We start from the raw sequence: 23,463 nt of genomic DNA, 5'->3' as shown, positions 1-23,463 counted from the left end.
AACGGATAAGCATGATTCTGGACAAGCAGATAGTGGTGGTGACGGGTGCATCGCGCGGAATTGGCCGCTCGATCGCGCTCGAACTCGCGCGTCAGGGCGCAACGGTAATTGGTACGGCGACGAGCGAAAGCGGCGCCGAAGCGATCACAGCGGCCTTGAAAGAGGCGGGCGTGCAAGGCCGTGGCGCCGTGCTGAACGTGACAGATGCGGCCGCGAGCGAGGCGTTTATTGACGGTGTGGTGAAGGAATTCGGCGCCCTGAATGTGCTGGTGAACAACGCCGGGATCACGAAAGATCAGCTGGCGATGCGCATGAAAGACGAGGAATTCGATGCCGTTATCGACACGAACCTGCGTGCCGTATTTCGTTTGTCGCGCGCGGTCCTGCGCCCGATGATGAAAGCGCGCGGCGGACGGATCATCAATATCACGTCGGTGGTGGCGTCGTCGGGCAATCCGGGGCAGGCGAATTATGCGGCGGCGAAGGCGGGCGTGGCGGGCATGACGCGGGCATTGGCGCGCGAAATCGGCAGCCGCGGGATCACGGTGAACTGCATTGCGCCGGGTTTTATCGATACTGACATGACCAAGGTGCTGCCGGAAGCGCAGCGTGCGGCGCTCACAGCACAGATACCACTTGGTCGACTGGGCAGCCCCGAAGATATCGCTCATGCTGTGGCTTTCCTGGCGTCGCCCCACGCGGGCTACATTACAGGCACGACGCTTCATGTGAACGGCGGCATGTACATGTGACAGGCATTTCGTTAATATCCGCGCCTTGGCGGGTGCGCAAAATGCTTAATGCGCTGTGATTGGCAGGTGTCGTTGAAAGTATGTGACGTGTATCAGAAGCCTGTCACACGTGAAGCAAACCTGATTCGTGCGTGGGTTATTACGGGTGCAAACCTGATAAAATGCGCGCACTTGTGTTTTTGAACTACATTTCCCTCGGAGGGCTGCATGGACAATATCGAACAGCGCGTGAAGAAGATCGTCGCCGAACAACTGGGCGTCGCCGAAGCCGAAATCAAGAACGAAGCTTCGTTCGTCAACGATCTGGGCGCTGACTCGCTCGACACCGTTGAACTCGTGATGGCTCTCGAAGACGAATTCGGCATGGAAATTCCGGACGAAGAAGCAGAAAAGATCACGACGGTTCAGCAAGCAATCGACTACGCTCGCGCAAACGTCAAGGCTTAAGCCAGCACGCAGCCGCTGCTACGATATTCGGGGTTGACGCTCTGTTGCGCTTCGAACCGCGCTTCGAACCGGCTTCGAACCGATTTAACAGCCACAGGGCTCACAGGTTACTTTCCTGTGGATCTTGTGGCTTTTGCTTTTTGTCATTTATGGATAAGGGGTTACCGTGAGCCGTCGTCGTGTTGTTGTTACAGGCCTTGGGCTGATATCGCCTGTCGGCAATACCGTTGCCGACGGCTGGGCCAATCTGGTCGCCGGCAAGTCAGGCATTGGCGAGATCACGAAGTTCGACACTGCGAACTTCTCAACGCGCTTTGCCGGCGAAGTCAAAGGCTTCAATGTCGAAGACTATATGCCGGCCAAGGAAGCGCGCCACATGGATACCTTTATCCATTACGGCATTGCAGCCGGCGTTCAAGCCATGCAGGACAGCGGGCTTGAAATCACCGAAGAAAACTCGGAACGCGTCGGTGTTGTGGTGGGCTCGGGAATCGGCGGCCTGCCAATGATCGAAGCCACGCAAACGGAACTGCTGAATCGCGGTCCTCGCCGGGTTTCGCCGTTCTTCGTGCCGGCATCGATCATCAACATGATTTCCGGACATCTTTCCATCCGCTTCGGTTTGAAAGGGCCGAATCTCGCGATCGTGACCGCGTGTACCACGGGGTTGCATTGCATCGGAGAAGGATCGCGGCTGATCGAATACGGCGACGCCGACGTCATGATCTGCGGCGGCTCTGAAGCAACCGTGTCGCCGCTGGGTATCGGCGGTTTTGCGGCGGCGCGCGCGCTGTCGCAACGCAATGACGATCCGGCAACCGCGAGCCGTCCGTGGGACAAGGATCGCGACGGTTTTGTGCTCGGCGAGGGCGCGGGCGTGATGGTGCTCGAAGAGTACGAACACGCGAAAGCGCGTGGTGCGAAGATCTATGCCGAAGTCAGCGGCTACGGCATGAGCGGCGATGCTTATCACATGACCGCTCCGCCGGAAGATGGCGACGGCGCGCGCCGCAGCATGCGCAACGCGCTGAAAAACGCCCAGATGAATCCGGATGAAGTGCACTATCTGAACGCGCATGGCACGTCCACGCCGTTGGGCGATCTGGCGGAAACCATCGGCATCAAGAACATGTTCGGCGATCACGCGAAGAAGATCGTTGTGAACTCCACCAAGTCGATGACCGGGCACCTGCTCGGCGGCGCGGGCGGGCTGGAGTCGGTGTTCACGGTGCTGGCGCTGCATCATCAGGTTTCGCCGCCGACCATCAACATCTTCAACCAGGACCCGGAGTGCGACCTGGACTACTGCGCGAACGAGGCGCGGGAAATGAAGATCGACGTGGCGCTGAAAAATTCGTTCGGCTTTGGTGGCACGAACGGCACGCTCGTTTTCAAGCGTCACTGAGCGCGGCGCGTTTACGTGTTCGCACGGACGGGACGCGTGGCAAACGCGCAGGCGGCGCGGCAGGAAATTCCAGCGGACGGTTTCGCGGAATTTCCCCGCCGCCAGAAAATCACTACGTCGCTGTTTTTATCGGTCGCCACGGTCGGCTTCATGGCGATCGCAGCCGGCGCCGTATTTCAGTCGGTTTTGCCGCACACCAGTCTTTCCGACGCCTGCGTTGCCGCGCTCGTTGTCACGATCGGCCTTGGCGGCATAGCGCTAAGGCGCGAACGTCGCAGGCCGGTCGCATTCGAGATCGGTCAGGATGGTTTGACGACGTGGGATCGCGAAGGCCGCGCGCACTATCGGCAAATATCGGGTTGCGCGCAGTGGAGCGATCGTCTGCTTGCTTTGATCCTGGTTTCAGCCGATGGGCGTTCGGAGCCGCTCCTGGTTCCCGCCGATGCGCTCGCCACCGCGGGCGCGTTCCGCGAGCTGGCCGTTCGTGCCCGGCGATGCGCCCAAGAACACCTGTAACTTGTAACCGCCCATGAGCATCCGGCGCGTCCAGGCACCGTAACGCTACAATAGCCCTCCTCGTAGCACCCCCAAAGTTAACGGATTTCCCAGGTGAGCGAAAAAGAAATCGATCAGGTACTGGTCGAACGCGTGCAGAAGGGCGATAAAGCAGCGTTCGAGCTCCTGGTCGCCAAATATCAGCGCAAGATTATCCGGCTTATATCGCGGCTCGTTCGCGACCCCGCCGAAGTGGAGGACGTCGCGCAGGACGCCTTCATCAAGGCTTATCGTGCGTTGCCGCAGTTTCGCGGAGAATCGGCGTTTTACACGTGGCTTTACCGGATTGCGGTGAACACGGCGAAGAATTATCTTGCCACTCAGAGTCGTCGCGCTCCAACTTCTACCGAAGCCGATGCAGAAGAAGCGGAAACTTTCTCTGACGCAGACCAACTAAGGGATATCAACACGCCCGAGTCGATGTTGATGAGCAAGCAGATCGCACAAACGGTCAATGCTGCGATGGCGGTTTTACCGGAAGAGCTTCGCACCGCCATAACTCTTCGTGAAATTGAAGGTCTGAGTTATGAAGAGATTGCCGAGATGATGAATTGTCCTATCGGGACAGTCAGATCGAGAATTTTTCGTGCTCGCGAAGCCATTGCGGCAAAATTGCGTCCGTTGCTGGACACTCCCGAAGGCAAACGCTGGTAGCGGCGAGGTTGCGCGGGGCAGGGACGCGGTTTCTGGGTCAGGTAGTGTCACTAGGGGCAGTCAAGATGGGGAGCATCATGGGGTCGGTTTCGGTGCAATCGCAAGCTAGTTCGCGCGGCGAGCGTCTTTCCGCTTTTGTCGATGGAGAATTTTTCGACGATTCGGGCGACTTGAGCCAGTTTCTTTCCGGATTCACGCAAAAAGATCGTGCGGCGTGGTCGGACTATCACCTGATCGGCGACGCACTGCGTTCCGACGATCTCGCGGCAAGTCCAGCCGCCAGCAGCGCGTTCATGAACGCGTTCTCGGCGCGTTTCGAGGCCGAGGCGCATGTATTTGCGCCGGCGGCCATTCCGGCAGCGTCGGCTGAACGTGCGCGTTCGGGCATGTTCCGCCGTCGCGTGGTGCCGGCTTTTGCCGTCGCGGCTGCCGCAGCCACGCTGACGTGGATCGTCGTGCCGCAGTTGCAGGGCGTCGACAACCACAGCGGCCTTCAGGTGGCGAGCGTTTCTTCGTCGGATCATGTGCAGCGCGTCGCGATGGCTTCGGTGCCTGCCGCCACGCTGCGTTCGCCGGTCGTCGAAGCGAACATCATCCGCGATGCAAGCCTCGACCAGTATCTGGAAGCGCATCAGCAATTCTCTCAACAGCCCGTCATGCCGGGCTCGACGCCTTTGATCCGCACTGCGGCTTCCAGCCAAGGTCAATAACTGATGCAACTTGTGCGGTTGACGAAAACGACTCATTGGGGGCGGCTGCCGGTTCTGTTGTTTTGCGCAGCTGCGTTGTTATCCGCGGGAACCGTCGCTCGGGCTCAAGGCGACGATTCCGCCGCCCAGCGCAAGTCCGCTGCGGACCTGCTCAACCGGATTCACGAAGCCGCACAGCAGCAGAACTACGAGGGCACCTTCGTCTACCAGCGCGGGACAACGGTGCAATCGTCACGGATTACGCACTCGGCCGCGCGTGCCGATGGCGAGTATGAATCGCTGGAAAGTCTCGACGGCAAGCCTCGAAAGATGCTTCGCCACGACGACGATATGTACACGTTCGTGCCCGAACGTCATCTGCTGGTCGTCGAAAAACGCCAAAACAAGGATTCGTTCCCGTCGCTGCTGGCGACCGGCGGCGAACAGATCCTGTCCGTCTACGAGCCGAAAATGCTCGGCGCGGATCGCGTCGCGGGTATCGACAGCCAGGTCATCGAGCTCGATCCGAAAGACGCCTGGCGGTTTGCCTACAAACTCTGGTCGGACACGAAGACCGGTTTGTTGTTGCGCGCCCAGACGCTCGGTCCCGACGGCCAGGTTCTGGAACAGCTTTCATTCTCGCAAGTCAAGATTGGCGGCACGGTCGACCGGGCGGCAATTGCAAACGGGATCAAGAACATAAGCGGATGGACGGTCGTGCGTCCGCCGGTTCAGCCTGTCGATATGCAGGCGCAAGGCTGGAAAATTACCCCGAATGTTCCTGGTTTCCGCGAGATTCGCGAATTGCGCCGGCCGATGGCATCGCGTGAAGAGGGGCAGCCGCCCATTCCCGTCGATCAAGCCGTTTTCTCCGACGGCCTCGCCGCAATCTCGATATTTGTCGAGCCGGTGGAAAAGAATTCACGCAAGGAAGGCGCCGGCAATAGCGGCGCGACACACGTACTGGTCAAGCGTCGCGGCGATTTCTGGATTACCTTGTTGGGCGAAGTGCCCCAAGCTACGTTGCAGCAATTTGCTTCTGCCATAGAATACAAGCCTTCCAAGTAATTCCTCGGCCCATCAAGATATGAGCAACCTCTCGCTGCGCACCTTCCTTACGGCTGCGGCGCTTGCTGCGTGCCTGCCGCTTGCGACTTCCGCGGCAACGGCTGCATCGGGCGCTGCAGTACCAGCAGTCGCGCCGGGCGCTACGCCGGTTGCATCGACTGGCGCAGTGCCGATTGTGAATCTGCCCGACTTCACCACGCTCGTGGACAGAGTCGGGCCGTCTGTCGTGAATATCCGCACGACCACGCGCGTGAGCAGCAGCAGCGATCTGCGCGGCTTGCCGCCCGGCATGGACAACGGCGACATGTCGGAGTTCTTCCGGCGGTTCTTCGGCATTCCGATGCCCGGCACGCCGGGATCGCCAGGCTCGCCCCGTGGCGGGAATGGCGGCGGCGGTGGTGGCAGTGGAGGCGGGGATCAAGGCGGCGACAGCGGTGGCGGCAGCGGCCGAGGGAATCGCAGCGCCCCACAAGACAGTCCTGACAGCCAGGACAATTCCGAGCAAAGCAGCGGCGTTGGATCGGGCTTCATCATGTCGGCGGATGGTTATGTAATGACCAATGCCCACGTGGTCGATGATGCCGACACCATCTACGTCACGCTCACCGACAAACGCGAATTCAAGGCCAAGCTGGTTGGTGTCGATGAACGCACGGACGTCGCGGTCGTCAAGATCCAGGCAACAAGCCTGCCGGCCATCACCATGGGCGACTCGAACAAGGTCCGCGTGGGCGAATGGGTGCTGGCGATCGGCTCGCCATTCGGCCTCGACAACACCGTGACCGCGGGCATTGTCAGCGCCAAGGGGCGCGACACCGGCGACTATCTGCCGTTCATCCAGACGGACGTGGCGGTGAATCCGGGCAATTCGGGCGGTCCGCTCATCAACATGGCCGGCGAAGTGATCGGCATCAATTCGCAGATTTATAGCCGTACCGGCGGCTTCATGGGAATTTCGTTCGCGATTCCTATCGATGAAGCCATGCGCGTGGCCGATCAGCTTAAGACTGGCGGCAAGGTGGTGCGCGGCCGTATTGCGGTGGCGATTGGCGAAGTGACCAAAGAAGTGGCCGATTCGCTCGGTTTGCCAAAGGCGCAAGGGGCGTTGGTGAGCAGCGTGGAACCGGGCGGTCCCGCCGACAAAGCCGGCATCCAGCCGGGCGACATCATCCTGAAATACAACGGCCACGATGTCTCGACGGCGACGGATCTGCCGCGTATGGTCGGCGACACGAAGCCGGGTACGAAGGCAACGATCACCGTGTGGCGCAAGGGTCAGTCGCGCGATTTGCCGATCACCATCGCGGAAATGCAGCCGGACAAGGTCACGAAAGCCGAAGCCAAGAAGCCTACGCCGCCGAAGGAACGTGCGCCGAGCAACGCGCTGGGGATTGCCGTGAGCGATATCCCGGCTGATCAAAAGAAGTCGCTGAAGATCAGCAACGGCGTGCAGGTGGAAGCGGTGGAAGGACCGGCGTCGCGTGCCGGGTTCCAGAAGGGCGACATCATCCTGCGTATCGGCGACACCGATATCACGAGCGCAAAACAATTCGATGCAGTCGCGCAGAACGTCGATCCGAGCAAAATGGTCGCGGTTCTGGTGCGTCGTGGCGACAATACGCAATTCGTGCCGCTGCGTCCGCGCGCGCAGAAGTAGGCCGCAATGTCCGCGCTCAAGCTTTATGGGCGGGCGTGGTGCCATCTTTGCGAGGATTTGCGCGCCGAACTCGAGCCGATTGCGGCGGAGTTCGGCATGCGGATCGAATGGATCGATATTGATATGGATCCGGCGCTCGAAGCGCTCTACGACGAATTCGTGCCCGTTTTGGTGCTCGATGGCGTCGAACTGTGTCACTACCGGCTGGACGAACCACGCGTGAGACAGGCGCTCGCCGGCATAGCTTGAGCCAGTCCCGAGCACACCCTCGACCGTCCGGCTGCAAACGTAAATTCCCGTCCCCCCTCCTTTTCGGCTAAAATCGAAGGGTTTTTCACCCCATTTTCAAGGCGTGCTCCGCGTTTGTCTGGGCGCGCCTTTTTGCTTGATCGGCACTGAATGAATTATATTCGTAACTTCTCGATCATCGCGCACATCGACCACGGCAAATCGACGCTGGCCGACCGCATCATCCAGCTTTGCGGCGGCCTGTCCGACCGCGAAATGGACGCGCAGGTGCTCGATTCCATGGATCTCGAGCGCGAGCGCGGCATTACCATCAAGGCGCAAACCGCGGCGCTGAGCTACAAGGCGCGCGACGGTCAGGTCTATAACCTGAATCTCATCGATACCCCCGGACACGTCGACTTCTCGTACGAGGTCAGCCGTTCGCTGTCCGCGTGCGAAGGCGCGTTGCTGGTGGTGGACGCGAGCCAGGGCGTGGAAGCGCAGACGGTTGCCAACTGCTACATGGCGATCGAGCTCGGCGTGGAAGTGGTGCCGGTGCTGAACAAGATCGACTTGCCGGCCGCCGACCCCGAAAACGCGATTGCGGAAATCGAAGACGTGATCGGTATCGATGCAACCGATGCAACGCATTGCAGCGCCAAAACGGGCCTCGGCGTGACTGACGTACTCGAAGCGCTGATCGCCAAGGTTCCGCCGCCGAAGGGCGATCCGGACGCGCCGCTGCAGGCGCTGATCATCGACTCGTGGTTCGACAATTACGTGGGCGTGGTCATGCTCGTGCGCATCAAGAACGGCACGCTGCGCCCGAAAGACAAGATCAAGATGATGGCGTCCGGCGCGGTTTATCCGGTCGAGCATCTCGGCGTGTTCGCGCCGAAATCCACGAATCTGGCGTCGCTGTCGGCGGGCCAGGTGGGTTTCATCATCGCCGGCATCAAGGAATTGCAGGCGGCGAAAGTGGGCGATACCGTCACCACCGTTGCCCGGCCGTCCGAAACACCGTTGCCCGGTTTCAAGGAAGTGAAACCGCAGGTTTTCGCCGGTTTGTATCCGGTCGAAGCGAACCAGTACGACGCGCTGCGTGAATCGCTCGAAAAGCTGAAGCTGAACGACGCGTCGCTGCAATACGAGCCGGAAGTGTCGCAGGCGCTCGGTTTCGGTTTCCGATGCGGCTTTCTCGGCCTTCTGCACATGGAGATTGTGCAGGAACGTCTTGAGCGCGAATTCGACATGGACCTCATCACCACGGCGCCGACCGTGGTGTATGAAGTCGTGAAGCGCGACGGGGAACTGATCCAGGTCGAGAATCCGGCCAAGATGCCGGAGCCTTCGTACATTGAAGAAGTGCGCGAGCCGATCGTGACCGTGAACCTTTATATGCCCCAGGAGTATGTGGGCGCGGTGATCACGCTGTGCACGGGCAAGCGCGGCCAGCAGATCAACATGCAGTATCACGGGCGTCAGGTACAACTCACGTACGAGATCCCCATGGCGGAAATCGTGCTCGATTTCTTCGATCGGCTGAAATCCACGTCGCGCGGTTATGCGTCGATGGATTACGAGTTCAAGGAATATCGTGCTTCGGACGTGGTGAAGGTCGACATGCTGATCAACGGCGACAAGGTCGACGCGTTGTCCGTTATCACGCACCGCTCGCAGAGCCAGCATCGTGGACGCGAAGTGGCGTCGAAAATGCGCGAGCTGATTCCGCGGCAAATGTACGACGTGGCGATCCAGGCGACCATTGGCGCAAATATCATCGCGCGGGAAAACATTAAAGCATTGCGTAAGAACGTTCTGGCAAAGTGCTACGGCGGCGATATCTCCCGAAAGAAAAAGCTTTTGGAAAAGCAGAAGGCCGGCAAGAAGCGCATGAAGCAGGTCGGTTCGGTCGAGATTCCGCAGGAAGCTTTCCTCGCGATTCTTCGCGTCGAAGATTAATAAAACAACCGGAAACGATTGATGAATTTTGCGTTGATTCTTTTGGTGCTCGTCGTCTTGACGGGGATCGCGTGGGTGTTCGATAAATTGGTGTTCGAGCCGCAACGGCGCCGCGCGGCAGATGAAGCGGTAGCCGAATTTGACAAACAGCAGGCACGCCTGGAACCCCGATTCGCCGATGAACATGCGCCGCAAACGCGCGCCCGTCTGCGCGATGAAAAGCTTCGCCAGCCCTGGTATCTGGAATATTCGGCAAGCTTTTTTCCGGTGATTCTTGTTGTGTTCGTCGTGCGTTCGTTTGTGGTCGAGCCGTTCAAGATTCCATCGGGATCCATGGTGCCAACGCTGTTGGTCGGCGACTTCATTCTGGTCAACAAATTCGAATATGGTTTGCGCCTGCCTATCAGCAACACGAAGCTGACGAGTGGCACGCCGCTTAGACGCGGTGACGTCGTGGTGTTTCGTTACCCGAAAGACGAATCCGTGGATTACATCAAACGCGTGATCGGACTTCCCGGCGATACCGTTGCATATCAGGACAAGAAGCTGACCATCAATGGCAAGCCGGTTCCTGAAACGTCATTACCCGATTTTTTCGACGACGAACGCATTGGTTATGCAAAGCAATTCGAAGAAGATCTCGATGGCCGCAAGAATGCGATTCTGAACAACGCGCAAGTGCCGCCGTTCGTGATTGGCGCCGATGATTTCCCGAATCGCGACAATTGCAATTACAACGCGCAAGGCGTGATCTGCAAGGTGCCGCCAGGCAGCTACTTCATGATGGGCGACAATCGCGATAACAGCGCGGACAGCCGCTATTGGGGTTTTGTCCCCGATGCGAATATAGTCGGGCGCGCATTCTTTATCTGGATGAACTTCAGCAGCTTGAAGCGCATTGGTTCATTCCATTGAAGCACGCCATGCGCGAGTAATTGATTGACGACTACGCCGCGGCATAACGCGGCGTAGTCGTTAATAGGTTCGATGAATGAACATGGCACAAGCCGCCTAGAAACAGCACGAAGAAAAGCGGCTAACGTGCCCATGCCGTACTGAATTAATTTTTTGGTTTTCCGTTTTTCAGCCGTTTTCAGCCAAAATCGCCGCTTCCGGCGCCCGCGTTATACTCTGCCCATGCCCTCAACCCCGTTGGAAAGCCGGCTTCAGTACGAATTTCGCAATGCGGAATTGCTGCGCCAGGCGATGACCCATCGCAGTCATAGTGCCACGCACAACGAACGACTCGAATTTCTCGGAGATTCCGTTCTAAATTGCGTGGTGGCTGCGCTTTTGTTCCAACGATTCGCAAAACTCGACGAAGGCGATCTTTCCCGCGTCCGCGCAAATCTGGTGAAGCAACAGTCGCTTTACGAGATTGCGCAAGCGCTGAACGTCTCCGAGGCTTTGCGGCTGGGCGAGGGCGAACTGAGAAGCGGCGGCTTCCGCCGGCCGTCAATCCTGGCCGATACGCTCGAAGCCATCTTCGGCGCGGTTTTCCTGGACGGCGGTTTCGACGCGGCGCTTCAGGTCATCAAACGGCTATACACGCCAATTCTCGATCACATCGATCCGCGCACTATCGGCAAGGATGCGAAGACGTTGCTGCAAGAGTATCTGCAAGGTCACAAGATTGCGTTGCCCACTTATACCGTGGTCGCAACGCACGGGGCCGCGCACAATCAGCAGTTCGAAGTGGAATGCACGGTGCCGAAGCTCGAAGTGAAAGTCTCGGGTTCTGGCGCCAGCCGCCGTGCAGCGGAGCAGGCCGCGGCGAAGAAGGCGCTGGACGAACTGGCCTCCGCAACGCCCGCGCTCACGACGAAACCCAAACGCAAGGGCGCGCGCGCCGCGAAGCTGGCTGAACAGGAAGTCGTGCCCGGCGTCACAGGCGTTCAGGCGGCTCTGGATCTGCGCGCCCCCGATCGGCGCGAACGCGCGCGGGCAAATGCCGCCAACAGCAACACGCATAACGACCCCGAGCGCCCGGCTACGGCGCCTTTGGCGGTGATTCGTGCATCGCATGTCGAGCCGTCCGGGGATAAAGCCGAGCGCGCCACGATCAGCCGGACAGACCGCGCTGAAAAAAGTGCATCCGACGCGTCCACACCGCGCAGCGAAAGCACTGAAAAGCCGGTGGATAACGCTGTGCACAACCCGGTGGAAAAGAACGTCGCTAAGTCTGCGGCCAAGGGCGCTGATTCGCCGGTCATCGAGAAATCCGCGTCTCCCGCACGTCCGCGAGAAGAAGTCGCGGCGAATGCTGAGGAAAGCGTCGAGGCGCACGCCGAAGCGAGTGTCGATGAAACCATCGCCCGCGCGGCCGATACCGGTCATTGATCGCCAAAGCCATAGCCGAACGCTCTAATACCGGCCGCCGAAAGCCCCACACTCCGGACGCCACGCGTCCCAACGAATCTGCAGTTGCAAACATCTATGAACGCTCCCACTCCTCCTGGTTTCCGCTGCGGCATGGTCGCGATCGTCGGTCGGCCGAACGTCGGCAAATCGACCTTGATGAACGCGCTCGTCGGGCAGAAAGTCAGCATCACGTCGCGCAAGGCGCAGACTACGCGGCATCGGATCACCGGCATCCACACGCTTGACGACGCGCAGTATATTTTCGTCGATACCCCCGGATTCCAGACCAAGCACAGCGGCGCGCTGAACCGCTCGCTGAACCGCGCCGTGACGTCCACGCTGACGGCGGTCGATGCAATCCTGTTCGTGATCGAAGCGGGTCGTTTCGGGCCTGACGACCAGAAAGTGCTCGACCTGATTCCGAACGACACGCCGTGTCTTCTGATCGCGAACAAGCTGGATCACGTGAACGACAAGGAGACGCTGTTCCCGTTCATGCAGAAGATGAGCGCGCTGCACGACTTCAAGGAAATCGTGCCGATGACCGCGAAGCATCCGGATGACATCACGCGCCTGATGGCAGTCGTGAAGCCGTATTTGCCGGAAGGTTCGCCCATCTATGGCGAGGACGACCTGACGGATCGCAGCGAGCGTTTTCTCGCTGCTGAAATCCTGCGCGAAAAAGTGTTCCGCTGGACCGGCGACGAACTGCCGTACACAAGCACGGTGATGATCGACAAATGGGAAACCGAAGGACGCCTGCGGCGCATTTTCGCGACTATTCTGGTGGAACGCGATACCCACAAGGCGATGATCATCGGGCAGAAGGGCGCCAAGCTGAAGCAGATCAGCACCGAGGCGCGGCTCGACATGGAAAAGCTTTTCGATGGACCCGTGTACCTCGAAACCTTCATCAAGGTAAAGAGCGGCTGGGCCGACAACGAAGCGGGATTGCGCGCTTATGGGTACGAATGACGCGTGGATGACACAGTCTTCCAACGCCGACTCCGATCCGCTCGCCGACGATAACGCAAGTATCGACGAGCCTTCAACACCCGCGCCGAAAAAGCGCGGGACGCGCGCGGCTTCGTCGAAAGCCGCCGCGCCTAAAGATCCAAAAACACCGAAAGAACCCAGACCGCCGCGCGCCGCGCCGCGCTCGGACTTTCGTATCGCCGAGCAACCGTCGTTCGTGCTGCATAGTTATCCGTATCGCGAGACAAGCCTGATTCTGGATGTGTTTTCCCGCGATCACGGCCGCGTCGCGCTCGTAGCCAAAGGCGCAAAGCGGCCGCATTCGGCATTGCGCGGCGTGCTGCAGACGTTCCAGCCGCTGGGTTTATCGTGGACGGGGAAGGGCGAGGTTCGCACGTTGACGCAAGCCGAATGGGTCGGCGGCATGTTGCCGCTTGCCGGCGATGCGCTGTTGTGCGGTTTCTACGTCAACGAATTGCTCGTCAAGTTTTGCGCGCGCGAAGACGCGCATCCCGCGTTGTTCAATCATTACGTGCTGACGTTGTCGCGCCTCGCGCACGGCGAGCCGGCCTTGCACGCGCTGCGGTCGTTCGAACGCGTGCTGCTGCGCGAAACCGGTTATGCAATGGCGCTGAACAGAACCATCACGCGCCAGCCGGTTATCGCCGATGGAAAATATGTATTCGATCCGGAACGCGGTGTGCGCGAAGCATCGGACAACGTCCCGTCACAATGGCCCGTGATCTCGGGCCAAACCCTTCTCGACATGGAGAAGGACGAATACAGCCGCCCGCAGACGGCCGCGCAAAGCAAAACGCTGATGCGCTTTCTGCTGAACGTGTATCTTGGCGGCACGCCGCTCGCCACCCGTCAAATCCTGATCGACCTGCAAAACCTATGAGCTTCTTTCTTTCGTCGCCCGCGAATGTGATCGATCTGGGCGTCAACATCGATCACGTCGCCACGCTGCGCAACGCGCGCGGCACCCCATACCCCGATCCCATCCGCGCCGCGCTCCAAGCCGAAGAAGCGGGCGCCGACGCGATCACACTGCACTTGCGCGAGGACCGTCGTCATATTCTCGATGCCGACGTCCACGCGCTGCGTCCTCTGCTCAAGACGCGCATGAATCTCGAGTGCGCGGTCACGCAGGAAATGCTCGATATTGCGTGCGGCGTGCGTCCGCATGACGTGTGTCTGGTGCCGGAAAAGCGTCAGGAGTTGACCACCGAAGGCGGTCTTGATGTCGCCGGCCAGTTCAACGCCGTAAAAGCCGCGTGCGAGCAACTGCGGCAAGCAGGGGCGCGAGTATCGCTTTTCATCGATGCCGACGAAACCCAGATTCGCGCCGCCTATGAAGCGGGCGCGCCGGTGATCGAATTGCATACGGGCAGCTACGCCGAAGCGCATGACGAAGCCACGCAGCAAAAGGAATTCGAGCGCGTGGCGCGCAGCGTCGATTTCGGCAATTCGCTCGGTTTGAAAGTGAACGCGGGACACGGCTTGCATTACACGAACGTGCAGCCGATCGCGGCGCTGGAAGGCATCGTAGAGCTGAACATCGGGCATGCAATCGTCGCGCACGCGATCTTCGCAGGCTGGGACAACGCCGTTCGCGAGATGAAGGCGATCATGGTGGCATCGCGTCTTGCCGCTACATCGTCACGATAAAGCCATGGCGATCTACGGAATCGGTACGGATCTCGTGCAGGTAAGCCGCATTGCCGGCGTCATGGAACGCACGAAAGGGCGCTTCGCCGAAAAGGTGCTCGGCGCCGACGAACTGCGCGTTTATCACGCAAGAAAAGCGCGTTCGGAAGTGCGCGGCCTGGCGTTCCTCGCAACGCGATTTTCGGCGAAGGAAGCGTTCTCCAAGGCGATTGGCCTCGGCATGCACTGGCCGATGACCTGGCGCGCCGTCCAGACGCTCAACGAGCCGAGCGGCAAGCCGATCGTGGTGGCATCGGGCGAACTCGCCGAATGGCTCAAAGCGCGTGGCATCACCGCGCAGGTCACGATCACCGACGAACGCGACTACGCGGTATCGTTCGTGATCGCGGAAACGAATGTTTAAGACTGCATATAAGACTGAGTGTAAGACTATTAACCGCTGACTTTTCACGCTTCCAATTTGAACTCGTTAAAACGCATTCCCGGTCCGATCATGCTGGACGTGGCCGGCACCACGCTCTCCGACGCCGACATCCGCCGTATCGACCATCCGATGACCGGCGGCATCATCCTCTTCACGCGGCATTTCCAGGATCGGGCGCAGCTCGTTGCGCTGACCGACGCAATACGCGCGGTGCGCGACGACATCCTGATCGCGGTCGATCACGAAGGCGGCCGCGTGCAGCGTTTTCGTACCGACGGCTTCACGGTTCTGCCCGCGCCGGGCAAGCTCGGCGCGCTCTGGGATCGCGACGTGTTGCTCGCGACAAAAACCGCGACCGCGTTTGGCTACGTGCTCGCGGCGGAGTTGCGGGCGTGCGGTATCGATATGAGCTTCACGCCGGTGCTCGATCTCGATTACGGGCATTCGAAGGTAATCGGCGATCGTGCGCTCCATAGCGATCCGCGCGTGGTGACAATGCTCGCGAAGAGCCTGAACCACGGTCTCGCGCTCGCGGGCATGGCGAATTGCGGCAAGCACTTTCCGGGACATGGGTTTGCATCGGCGGATTCGCATGTCGCCATGCCGGTGGACGATCGCTCGCTCGAGGACATCCTCGCCGCCGATGCCAAACCGTACGACTGGCTGGGCATGTCGCTGGCGTCGGTTATTCCGGCGCACGTCATCTATCCGCAAGTCGATGAAAAACCCGCCGGTTTTTCGCGCGTCTGGCTACAGGACATCTTGCGCGGCAAGCTTGGTTTCAACGGCGCAATCTTCAGCGACGATTTATCGATGGAAGCAGCGCGCGCCGGCGGCACGCTGACCGAAGCTGCAACCGCCGCGCTGACCGCCGGCTGCGATATGGTGCTGATCTGCAATCAGCCGGAAGAGGCTGAAAAAGTGCTCGATCGGTTGACGTTCCAGCAGACAAAGGCGTCGCAAACGCGATTGAAGCGCATGCGGCCGAAAGGCCATCCGTGGCGATGGAACAAGCTGATGTCGCAGGTCGAATATCAGCAGGCGCGGGCGCTGGTCAAAAGCGCGCTGGGCTGAATGCAAAAGCCGGTGGTTTCTTAAAAAGAAACCACCGGCTTTTTTCAAGCGCACGTCCAACTACGCATTGATTACTCCAGTTTCATGCGCTGCAGCTTGTTATAAAGCGTCTTCGGGCTGATGCCAAGCAGCGTCGCCGCCCTGTGCCGCGTGCCGCCAACCGCTTCGAGCGTTGCGCGGATCAACATGTCTTCCACATCGGCGAGCGCCGTTCCTACCGTGACCTGAACGCTCGTGCCATTCAGGCCGCGACCGCCTGCGCTCGTGTGTTCATCGGCGCGAAGGGTTTCGATTACATCGCCGGACGCGTGGTATGCGCGTCGAACGCGGTCGCGCAATTCACGCACGTTGCCCGGCCACTCGGCCGCGAGACATTCGCGAATGAAATCCGGGCTCACGCGTTTGGGCGCGCCGCTCGTGATCCCGCTCACATGATTCTCACGGTTCAGCTCGTAGACGAAATGCTCGGCGAGCAGCGCGATATCGTCGCCGCGATCACGCAACGGCGGCAATGCAATCGATGACGCGTTCAAGCGCTGGAACAAATCCTCGCGCAATTTGCCATCGGCGACCGCGTCTTTCGGCGGCATTCTGGTCGATGCCAACAGCCGGAAATCCGTCACGATCTTGTTGCTGCCGCCCACGCGCATGAACGTCTGCGAGTCGAGTGCACGCAAGAGCGCTTCTTGCTGGGCAAACGGCAAAGCATCGATCTGATCGAGGAACAGGGTGCCGCCGCCCGCCTGTTCGAGCAAACCCGGTTCGCGGTTTTCCGCGCCGGCAAATGCGCCGCGCTCGTGGCCGAACATCAGGCTTTCCATCGAACGCGCGTTGCTGTCTGAGGCCGTCGAACAATCGAACGAAACGAACGGACCTTTGCGGCGTCGGCTCATTTCGTGCAAGGTTTTCGCGGCGACTTTCTTGCCCGTGCCGGCTTCTCCGCAAATCAGCACGGCGGCTTCGGTTGGCGCGGTATGTTCGATCAGATCGTAGATGTGCTGGATTGCGGCGCTACGCCCCAGCATGCTGCCGAAATGTCCGAGTTCGCGCAGGGTGCTGCGCAACGCGCCGACTTCCTCGGTCAGTTCGTATGGACGCGGAATGCGTGCGAGCAAGCTGCGCAGTCGGGGGATATTCACCGGCTTGAGCAGGTAATCCCAGATGCCCTGGCGCAAGCCTTCAATCGCGCTTTCCACGGTCGCGTTCCCGGTCATCACGATGACCGGCAACGCACCGCCCGGCGGCTGCGCAGGAAGATTGTGCAGGAGGTCGAGACCGCTGCCATCGGGCAGGTTCAGATCGACCAGCACGACGTCTGGAATGAAGCGCGTGAGTGCGGAGCGCGCCTCGGCGAGCGTGGTGGCGGTATCGACGGAAAAACCATCGGCCGCAAGAATGGCGGACAGGCCGGAAAGGCTGTTCGGATCGTCTTCGACAATCAAAGCGTGTGGCATGGCGGACACGGCGTAATAAATGGGTCTGAATGGCGTTCCAGGCCGGTCGCCCTTGAGGCGACACCCGGCGGCGAACGCGTCGGTACCGGGCGATGGCAGTACCGGTACGCACGGCTGACTTAGTCTCAGCGCATCATTGCGTTCCAATACCCGTTATCACCGCCGGGTCTTCGTCCTGCGCTTGCTTATTACTTGTTTCAGCGCTGGCGCGGCTTGCTTGTGGTTCAAACCACAGAAAGCAAGCCGGGCCTCGAGGCGCTTACTGCGGCTTCACATGCAGATCGTTTTTCACGGACTGCACGCCTTCCACGCCGCGAGCGACCGAAACCGCCTTCTGAATCTGATTCGGAGAATCCACGAAGCCGGACAAAAGCACTTCGCTCCGATACGTCTTGACGCTTACCGACAGCGACTTCAGACCTGGATCTTCCAGCAACGCGGTCTTCACCTTCGTGGTCAGTGCGGTGTCCGTCGTGTATTCGCCTGCCGATTCGTGCGTAGGCGTCGACGAACAACCCGCGGTGATGGCGATGGCGGGGATAGCGCAAACAGCAGCGATAACGAGACGTGCGATAGTGGTTTTGGAATTCGGCATTTTTTCTTGTATAGGAAGTTGATAAATTCCGCGCGTTCATTTCTTTTTACGCGGTCTCAATATCCACAGCAGGTTCTGTGCCATCGGTGAGATGTAGACAAATCAGTGTGTTAGCGGCGTCCGTTGCATGTCGCGACGCATTTCAATCGTAATTTCGATGATTGAAGCGGTAAAGTTTGCCTGAATTGGCAACTATGTTGGGCAAAAAGAAAAAGCGCCCCGTGGGGCGCTTTCGCGGACTGCTGGCGCAACGCCCAGGCTTAGGCGCGGCTGCGATACTCGTTCGTGCGGGTATCGATTTCGATCTTGTCGCCGATGTTGCAGAAAAGCGGCACTTGCAATTCGAAGCCCGTAGCAAGCTTGGCCGTCTTCAAAACCTTGCCCGACGATGTATCGCCCTTGACGGCCGGTTCCGTGTAGATGATCTCGCGGACCAGCGACGTCGGCAGTTCCACCGAAATGGCTTTCTCGTTGTAAAACACCACTTCGCACGGCATGCCGTCCGCGAGGTAGTGCAACGCGTCGCCCATCATGTCGGCTTCGACTTCGAACTGGTTGTAGTCTGCGTCCATGAACACGTACATGGGGTCGGCGAAGTACGAGTACGTCACTTCCTTGCGGTCGAGCTGAACGACGTCGAACTTGTCGTCCGCCTTGTACACCGATTCCATGTTGCCGCTCGCCAGCAAGTTACGGAACTTCATCTTCACGACCGCGGAATTGCGGCCGGATTTGTTGTATTCGGCCTTCAACACGACCATGGCATCGCTGCCGATCATCACGACGTTGCCGACGCGGAGTTCTTGTGCGGTCTTCATATTAAAAACTGTCCTGTACGAAAATTTGAGCCTGATCGCTGCGATGTTGGCGGCCGGCTTCGAGATTTGGATGCGTTGCGGCTACCCTGCCTGTTCCATCCCACGCCATCCCGCGCGCCTGGATGCCCGCTTGTGCGTTCACCCGTCCATCGTGGAATCTGCCCGGGACTGTACGCTTTTGTACGTGCCCCGAACTGCAAGCCGTTGGATAACCGCTTATTTTAACTGAGATTTTGCGAATTCCGCCAGATTTCCAGCCAGATCGCCGACAGCCGCCAGTTCCAGCGCCCAATCGGCGGCGCGCGGCTCCAGATCCTTCCGATGTCCCCAGAAACCCGCCCAATCGGGCGTGCCCACGCCGTTCCACGCATGCCAGAAGCGCTCCAATGCCGTCCGGGCGCCTTCGGGCAAGCCATCCGCGTAGTGGGCTAGAGCGGCGTCGAGCTTGGGCAAATGGGCATCGTCGGCTTGCGGGTAGATCTGCCAGACGAACGGCTTTTGCGCCCACTGCGCCCGCACGAACGAATCCTCGCCGCGTACGAAGTTGATATCGGAGGCCCAGAGAAGGGCATCGAAAAGCGGTTGTTCCACAAAACCTAACGCGTAAGCTTTCAACGAACCGCTTTCAGCCTTCGATCCCGCCGGGAATCCCGGCAACCCGAAAAAGCGCGCGATCGCGCCCGAGATTCGCCCCTCGGGCACCAGCAAGGCGATGGGCGTCGGCGAATCGCGCCACTGCTCCAGCAACGCATCGATGGCCGGATTCTCATAGGCGAACATGGAGATGACCGTCGTGTCCGCCGAGGGCACTGAAATGCCGACCCGCTCCTGCCACCACGTTTCGCGCTGGAAGGCTTCGCGGTCGGCGTCGAGCGTCCGTTCTTTCAGCACGCCGCCCGTTCCCGCGCCGAGGCCGGGAAAGAAGAACGTCTTGTTGATCGCGTGGCGCGGATGCGGCGACGGCCTCAGGTGAAAGTCCGCGACCCAGTCCTCCGCGCTCAGGTATTCCAGGTTCAGCCATACGGGCGTGCGTTCGCGGCGCGTCATCGCGGTAACGTAGATAGCAGCCAGTTCGCAGCCAAACGCCTCGATCACGACATCGGCGATCTGCAGCGTATCGCCCGCGTGCGTGGGCGCGTGCCAGTGCTCGATCACCACGCCCGCGGCTTCCTGGCGCGCGAGCGTGGAATCGACAGCGGGGCAGAGCGCGTGGAATGCCTTGAGGTCATCGACGAAAAGGCGCACTTGCCAGCCATGCTCCGCCTTGAGCTGACGCGCGAGACGCCAGCAGACGCCGATGTCACCGAAGTTGTCGATGACCTCGCAAAAGATATCGCACGCTATTTGGGAGTCTGGATTGCCGCCAGACACGCGGGAATTTTCCACTGAAGCAGGCATAGGTGCTAAAACGGCGACGAACCGCTTGATCGATGGTGAACGAGAGCCGGAGTGTGGTTTGCACTAAACTGGCATTTTTGAAGATAACGATTCGCGCGTCCCCTGCCGTCAATCGGCCAAGCAAACTCAACGCGAACTCCGCACGACATTCCTGCATGACCGAACCCGACGTTTTCGACCCTAAAAAGAACCTGGCGCAATTGCCGCATCTGCCGGGCGTGTACCGCTACTACGACGAGAACGGCAACGTGCTCTACGTCGGAAAAGCGCGCGACCTGAAAAAGCGCGTATCGAGCTATTTTACGAAGACGCTGCTTTCGCCGCGCATCGCGATGATGGTCACGCGCATTCGCAAGATTGAAACGACCGTCACGCGTTCCGAAGCCGAAGCGCTGTTACTTGAAAATAATCTGATCAAGGCGCTCGCGCCGCGATACAACATCCTGTTTCGCGACGACAAGTCTTATCCGTATCTCAAGCTGACCGGCCACACATTTCCACGCATGGCGTATTACCGCGGCAGCGTCGACAAGAAAAACCAGTTCTTCGGGCCGTTCCCAAGCGCCTGGGCCGTGCGCGAAAGTATCCAGATTTTGCAGCGCGTGTTCCAGTTGCGCACGTGCGAGGATTCCGTTTTCACAAACCGCACGCGGCCGTGCCTGCTGCATCAGATCGGCCGATGCACGGGACCGTGCGTCGGTTTGATCGATAAAGAAGATTACGCGCGCGATGTATCGAACGCATCGCGGTTCCTGCTTGGGCGGCAGGGCGAAGTGATGAAGGAACTCGAACAGAAGATGCACGCGTTCGCCGCCGATCTCAAGTTCGAGCAAGCCGCCGCGGTGCGCAACCAGATGAGCTCGTTGTCCACCGTTCTACATCAGCAAGCCATAGAAGTGGGCGGCGACAACGACGTCGATATCCTCGCGGTCGCGGCGCTCGGCGGCAAGGTCTGCGTGAACCTCGCGATGGTGCGCGGCGGGCGTCATCTCGGCGACAAAGCGTATTTCCCGACGCACGTAGAAGCAGCGCTAGCCATTGAAGACGCGATGCCCGAGGAACTCGCCGAAGACGATATTGCAGAAAATATCGGCAATATTGTGATCGAGCAGGTTGAAGCGAGCGCCGGTGAAGTTGCATTGCCGCCGGGCACGCTGGCCGCCATCGAGCAAGACTTCGAGGCGCACGCCACGACCGGCGAGATGGAGGAAGAGATCGCCGAAACAGGCGCGGTCGAAGGGCTGGATGAGGCGAGCGAATCGGAGCGTCAGGGCGCGCTCGAGGCTGAAGTGCTGGAGGCGTTTATCGCGCAGCATTACATCGGCAATCGTGTGCCGCCGGTGCTGGTCGTGAGTCACGCGCCGGCCAATCGCGAGCTCGTCGATCTGTTGATCGAGCAGGCCGGACACAAGGTCACGCTCTTGCGTCAGCCTCAGGGGCAAAAGCGCGTGTGGCTGTCGATGGCCGAATCCAACGCGAAGCTCGCCCTCGCGCGCCTGCTGTCCGAACAGGGCTCGCAACAGGCTCGCACGCGCTCGCTCGCGGATACGCTGAGCCTGGAGATGGACGATCTCGCGCAACTGCGCATTGAATGCTTTGACATCAGCCACACCATGGGCGAAGCAACGCAGGCATCGTGCGTGGTCTATCACCACCATAAGATGCAGACGGCGGAATACCGTCGCTACAACATCACCGGCATCACGCCCGGCGACGACTACGCCGCGATGCGCCAGGTCTTGACCCGTCGATACGAGAAGATGGTCGCGCAAGCTGCGGCGCGCGCGGCTGAAGAGCCGGTCGAACTCGACCTGTCCGAGGCGCCGCAATCCGATGAACCCGATGTCGCCGAGCCGACGGCCGCCGGCGGGCGCTTGCCGAATATCGTGTTGATCGATGGCGGCAAGGGACAAGTGGAGATCGCGCGGCAAGTGTTCGCCGAACTGGGGCTCGACCGCGGCATGCTGGTTGGCGTGGCGAAAGGAGAAGGGCGTAAGGTGGGCCTGGAAACGCTGGTTTTCGCCGATACCCGCACGCCGCTCGAACTCGGCAAGGAAAGCGCGGCGCTGATGCTGGTTGCGCAGATCCGCGACGAAGCGCACCGGTTTGCGATCACCGGCATGCGTGCAAAGCGCGCAAAAACACGCCAGACATCGCGGCTGGAAGAGCTCGAAGGTATTGGCGCTAAGCGACGTCAGCGTTTGCTGTCGCGCTTTGGCGGGTTGCGCGGCGTGCAGGCGGCAAGCGTGGAAGACCTGGCGAGCGTGGAAGGGATATCGCAGGCGCTGGCCGAGCAGATCTACCGGCAGTTGCATTGAGCGCAACGTCCGGCCGTCCGGCCCGTCGGCTTGTGACATATAAGTCGACGCGGCACAATGGCACCTCTCAATAAGAGTCACGCCCATGCCGTTCAATTTCCCGATTTTCCTGACGTGGCTGCGAATCGTGTTGATTCCGCTCGTCGTGGGCGTCTTCTATTTGCCGGACATGATGATGAGCCCGGACCATCGCAATCTGGTCGGCATGGTCATCTTCGTGCTCGCCGCGCTGACCGATTGGCTCGACGGCTACATGGCCCGCAAGCTCAACCAGACGTCGGCGTTCGGTGCGTTCCTCGATCCCGTCGCCGACAAACTCATGGTCACCGCCGCGTTGTTGATCCTCGTGCAGCTGATGCGACTGAATGCGGTGATCGCGCTGGTCATCGTGGGGCGCGAGATCACCATTTCCGCGTTGCGTGAATGGATGGCGCAGATCGGGGCATCGAAAAGCGTGGCGGTGAATTCGCTCGGCAAGTTCAAGACCGTCTGCCAGATGGTCGCGATCCCAATGCTGCTTTTCTATGGGCCGCTGAAGATTTCGGGTACGCCTATTGTCATCGATACACGTGTCTGGGGACTCTGGCTGATCTACGTGGCTGCGTTCCTCACCGTCTGGTCGATGCTCTATTACATGAAGCTCGCGTGGCCGCAGATTCGAGAGCGTGGCGGCATGCTGTAACCGCTGTACGAAAGGCTTTATTGCAGCAAAAAGTGATGGGGCACATACAAAGCTCTTGACACTAAAGTTGGGCTTCTCCATAATCTCGTTTCTGTCGGATGCACGCGAAACAAGACACCGCAACGCATCATCTGATGAAGTACAAAAGCAGTGAATTGGCAGAAGAAGTCGGCAAGATGCGGGAGTAGCTCAGCTGGTAGAGCGCAACCTTGCCAAGGTTGAGGTCGCGAGTTCGAGCCTCGTCTCCCGCTCCAGATTCAGAGGTCGTTGGCAATG

The 23,463-nt window shown here is 59.7% G+C and carries 23 protein-coding genes and 1 tRNA gene; 20 read left to right on the top strand and 4 right to left on the bottom strand.

Annotated features, from left to right (window positions below):
- The first annotated feature begins 5 nt into the window (after positions 1-5).
- From fabG to nagZ, 17 genes are all read left to right on the top strand, one after another.
- Entirely contained in the window at positions 6-752 is a 747-nt protein-coding gene (fabG, locus tag ASG35_RS06495; protein WP_156393025.1) for a 3-oxoacyl-ACP reductase FabG, read from the top strand.
- Between the two features lie 207 nt (positions 753-959).
- Positions 960-1,199 (top strand): acyl carrier protein, encoded by a 240-nt coding sequence (gene acpP, locus ASG35_RS06490; protein ID WP_004197638.1) that lies wholly within the window; start codon positions 960-962, stop codon positions 1,197-1,199.
- A 166-nt stretch (positions 1,200-1,365) separates the two neighbouring features.
- Positions 1,366-2,604 (top strand): beta-ketoacyl-ACP synthase II, encoded by a 1,239-nt coding sequence (gene fabF, locus ASG35_RS06485; protein WP_056354369.1) that lies wholly within the window; start codon positions 1,366-1,368, stop codon positions 2,602-2,604.
- Positions 2,605-2,640: 36 nt separating this feature from the next.
- Positions 2,641-3,120: a hypothetical protein gene (locus ASG35_RS06480; protein ID WP_235527469.1), complete on the top strand. Its 480-nt coding sequence runs from the start codon at positions 2,641-2,643 to the stop codon at positions 3,118-3,120.
- A 93-nt stretch (positions 3,121-3,213) separates the two neighbouring features.
- Positions 3,214-3,813: an RNA polymerase sigma factor RpoE gene (gene rpoE / locus ASG35_RS06475; protein WP_031363443.1), complete on the top strand. Its 600-nt coding sequence runs from the start codon at positions 3,214-3,216 to the stop codon at positions 3,811-3,813.
- Between the two features lie 77 nt (positions 3,814-3,890).
- Complete coding sequence (locus ASG35_RS06470; protein ID WP_056354582.1) at positions 3,891-4,523, top strand: sigma-E factor negative regulatory protein; 633 nt, start codon at positions 3,891-3,893, stop codon at positions 4,521-4,523.
- Between the two features lie 3 nt (positions 4,524-4,526).
- The gene (locus ASG35_RS06465; RefSeq protein ID WP_056354363.1) at positions 4,527-5,570 is read left to right on the top strand and encodes a MucB/RseB C-terminal domain-containing protein; all 1,044 of its coding nucleotides are present in this window, start codon (positions 4,527-4,529) and stop codon (positions 5,568-5,570) included.
- 19 nt (positions 5,571-5,589) lie between these two features.
- Complete coding sequence (locus tag ASG35_RS06460; protein WP_056354360.1) at positions 5,590-7,227, top strand: DegQ family serine endoprotease; 1,638 nt, start codon at positions 5,590-5,592, stop codon at positions 7,225-7,227.
- 6 nt (positions 7,228-7,233) lie between these two features.
- A complete protein-coding gene (locus ASG35_RS06455; RefSeq protein WP_056354358.1) occupies positions 7,234-7,476 on the top strand; it encodes a glutaredoxin family protein in 243 nt (80 codons plus the stop codon).
- Positions 7,477-7,626: 150 nt separating this feature from the next.
- Positions 7,627-9,417 (top strand): translation elongation factor 4, encoded by a 1,791-nt coding sequence (lepA, locus tag ASG35_RS06450; RefSeq protein ID WP_056354355.1) that lies wholly within the window; start codon positions 7,627-7,629, stop codon positions 9,415-9,417.
- A 21-nt stretch (positions 9,418-9,438) separates the two neighbouring features.
- Entirely contained in the window at positions 9,439-10,332 is an 894-nt protein-coding gene (lepB, locus tag ASG35_RS06445; RefSeq protein WP_056354352.1) for a signal peptidase I, read from the top strand.
- Between the two features lie 222 nt (positions 10,333-10,554).
- On the top strand, positions 10,555-11,757 hold the full coding sequence (gene rnc / locus ASG35_RS06440; protein WP_056354349.1) for a ribonuclease III: 1,203 nt from the start codon (positions 10,555-10,557) through the stop codon (positions 11,755-11,757).
- 96 nt (positions 11,758-11,853) lie between these two features.
- Positions 11,854-12,753, top strand: a complete 900-nt coding sequence (gene era, locus ASG35_RS06435; RefSeq protein WP_056354346.1) for a GTPase Era — start codon at positions 11,854-11,856, stop codon at positions 12,751-12,753.
- A complete protein-coding gene (gene recO, locus ASG35_RS06430) occupies positions 12,740-13,654 on the top strand; it encodes a DNA repair protein RecO (RefSeq protein ID WP_056354342.1) in 915 nt (304 codons plus the stop codon). Before era ends, recO begins: the two co-directional genes overlap by 14 nt.
- Positions 13,651-14,424 (top strand): pyridoxine 5'-phosphate synthase, encoded by a 774-nt coding sequence (gene pdxJ, locus ASG35_RS06425; protein ID WP_056354339.1) that lies wholly within the window; start codon positions 13,651-13,653, stop codon positions 14,422-14,424. The genes recO and pdxJ overlap by 4 nt, the downstream gene beginning before the upstream one ends.
- A gap of 4 nt (positions 14,425-14,428) precedes the next feature.
- Complete coding sequence (gene acpS / locus ASG35_RS06420; RefSeq protein WP_056354336.1) at positions 14,429-14,827, top strand: holo-ACP synthase; 399 nt, start codon at positions 14,429-14,431, stop codon at positions 14,825-14,827.
- A 90-nt stretch (positions 14,828-14,917) separates the two neighbouring features.
- On the top strand, positions 14,918-15,922 hold the full coding sequence (gene nagZ / locus ASG35_RS06415) for a beta-N-acetylhexosaminidase (RefSeq protein ID WP_056354333.1): 1,005 nt from the start codon (positions 14,918-14,920) through the stop codon (positions 15,920-15,922).
- 71 nt (positions 15,923-15,993) lie between these two features.
- Here the strand turns inward: nagZ and ASG35_RS06410 are convergent, their stop codons facing one another.
- The 4 genes from ASG35_RS06410 to earP all read right to left on the bottom strand — a co-directional run bounded on the left by ASG35_RS06410 (position 15,994) and on the right by earP (position 20,187).
- Positions 15,994-17,376, bottom strand: a complete 1,383-nt coding sequence (locus tag ASG35_RS06410; protein WP_056354330.1) for a sigma-54-dependent transcriptional regulator — start codon at positions 17,374-17,376, stop codon at positions 15,994-15,996.
- 259 nt (positions 17,377-17,635) lie between these two features.
- Positions 17,636-17,971, bottom strand: coding sequence for a BON domain-containing protein (locus ASG35_RS06405; RefSeq protein WP_056354328.1), 336 nt, complete (start codon positions 17,969-17,971; stop codon positions 17,636-17,638).
- Positions 17,972-18,231: 260 nt separating this feature from the next.
- Positions 18,232-18,789, bottom strand: coding sequence for an elongation factor P (efp, locus tag ASG35_RS06400; protein WP_056354324.1), 558 nt, complete (start codon positions 18,787-18,789; stop codon positions 18,232-18,234).
- A gap of 216 nt (positions 18,790-19,005) precedes the next feature.
- A complete protein-coding gene (earP, locus tag ASG35_RS06395) occupies positions 19,006-20,187 on the bottom strand; it encodes an elongation factor P maturation arginine rhamnosyltransferase EarP (protein ID WP_056354321.1) in 1,182 nt (393 codons plus the stop codon).
- A 155-nt stretch (positions 20,188-20,342) separates the two neighbouring features.
- Between earP and uvrC the strand changes: the two genes are divergently transcribed.
- The 3 genes from uvrC to ASG35_RS06380 all read left to right on the top strand — a co-directional run bounded on the left by uvrC (position 20,343) and on the right by ASG35_RS06380 (position 23,441).
- A complete protein-coding gene (uvrC, locus tag ASG35_RS06390; protein WP_082508252.1) occupies positions 20,343-22,505 on the top strand; it encodes an excinuclease ABC subunit UvrC in 2,163 nt (720 codons plus the stop codon).
- Positions 22,506-22,590: 85 nt separating this feature from the next.
- Positions 22,591-23,187 carry a CDP-diacylglycerol--glycerol-3-phosphate 3-phosphatidyltransferase gene (gene pgsA / locus ASG35_RS06385; protein ID WP_056354315.1) on the top strand — a complete coding sequence of 199 codons (597 nt, stop codon included), beginning with the start codon at positions 22,591-22,593 and terminating at the stop codon, positions 23,185-23,187.
- A gap of 178 nt (positions 23,188-23,365) precedes the next feature.
- Positions 23,366-23,441: transfer RNA gene (locus ASG35_RS06380), tRNA-Gly, on the top strand.
- Positions 23,442-23,463: the final 22 nt, after the last annotated feature.

The organism is Burkholderia sp. Leaf177 (assembly GCF_001424345.1).
In the GTDB taxonomy this organism is placed as follows: Bacteria; Pseudomonadota; Gammaproteobacteria; order Burkholderiales; family Burkholderiaceae; genus Caballeronia.
The sequence above is the reverse complement of the archived record's forward strand: the minus strand, read 5'-3'. Positions and strand labels throughout refer to the sequence as shown.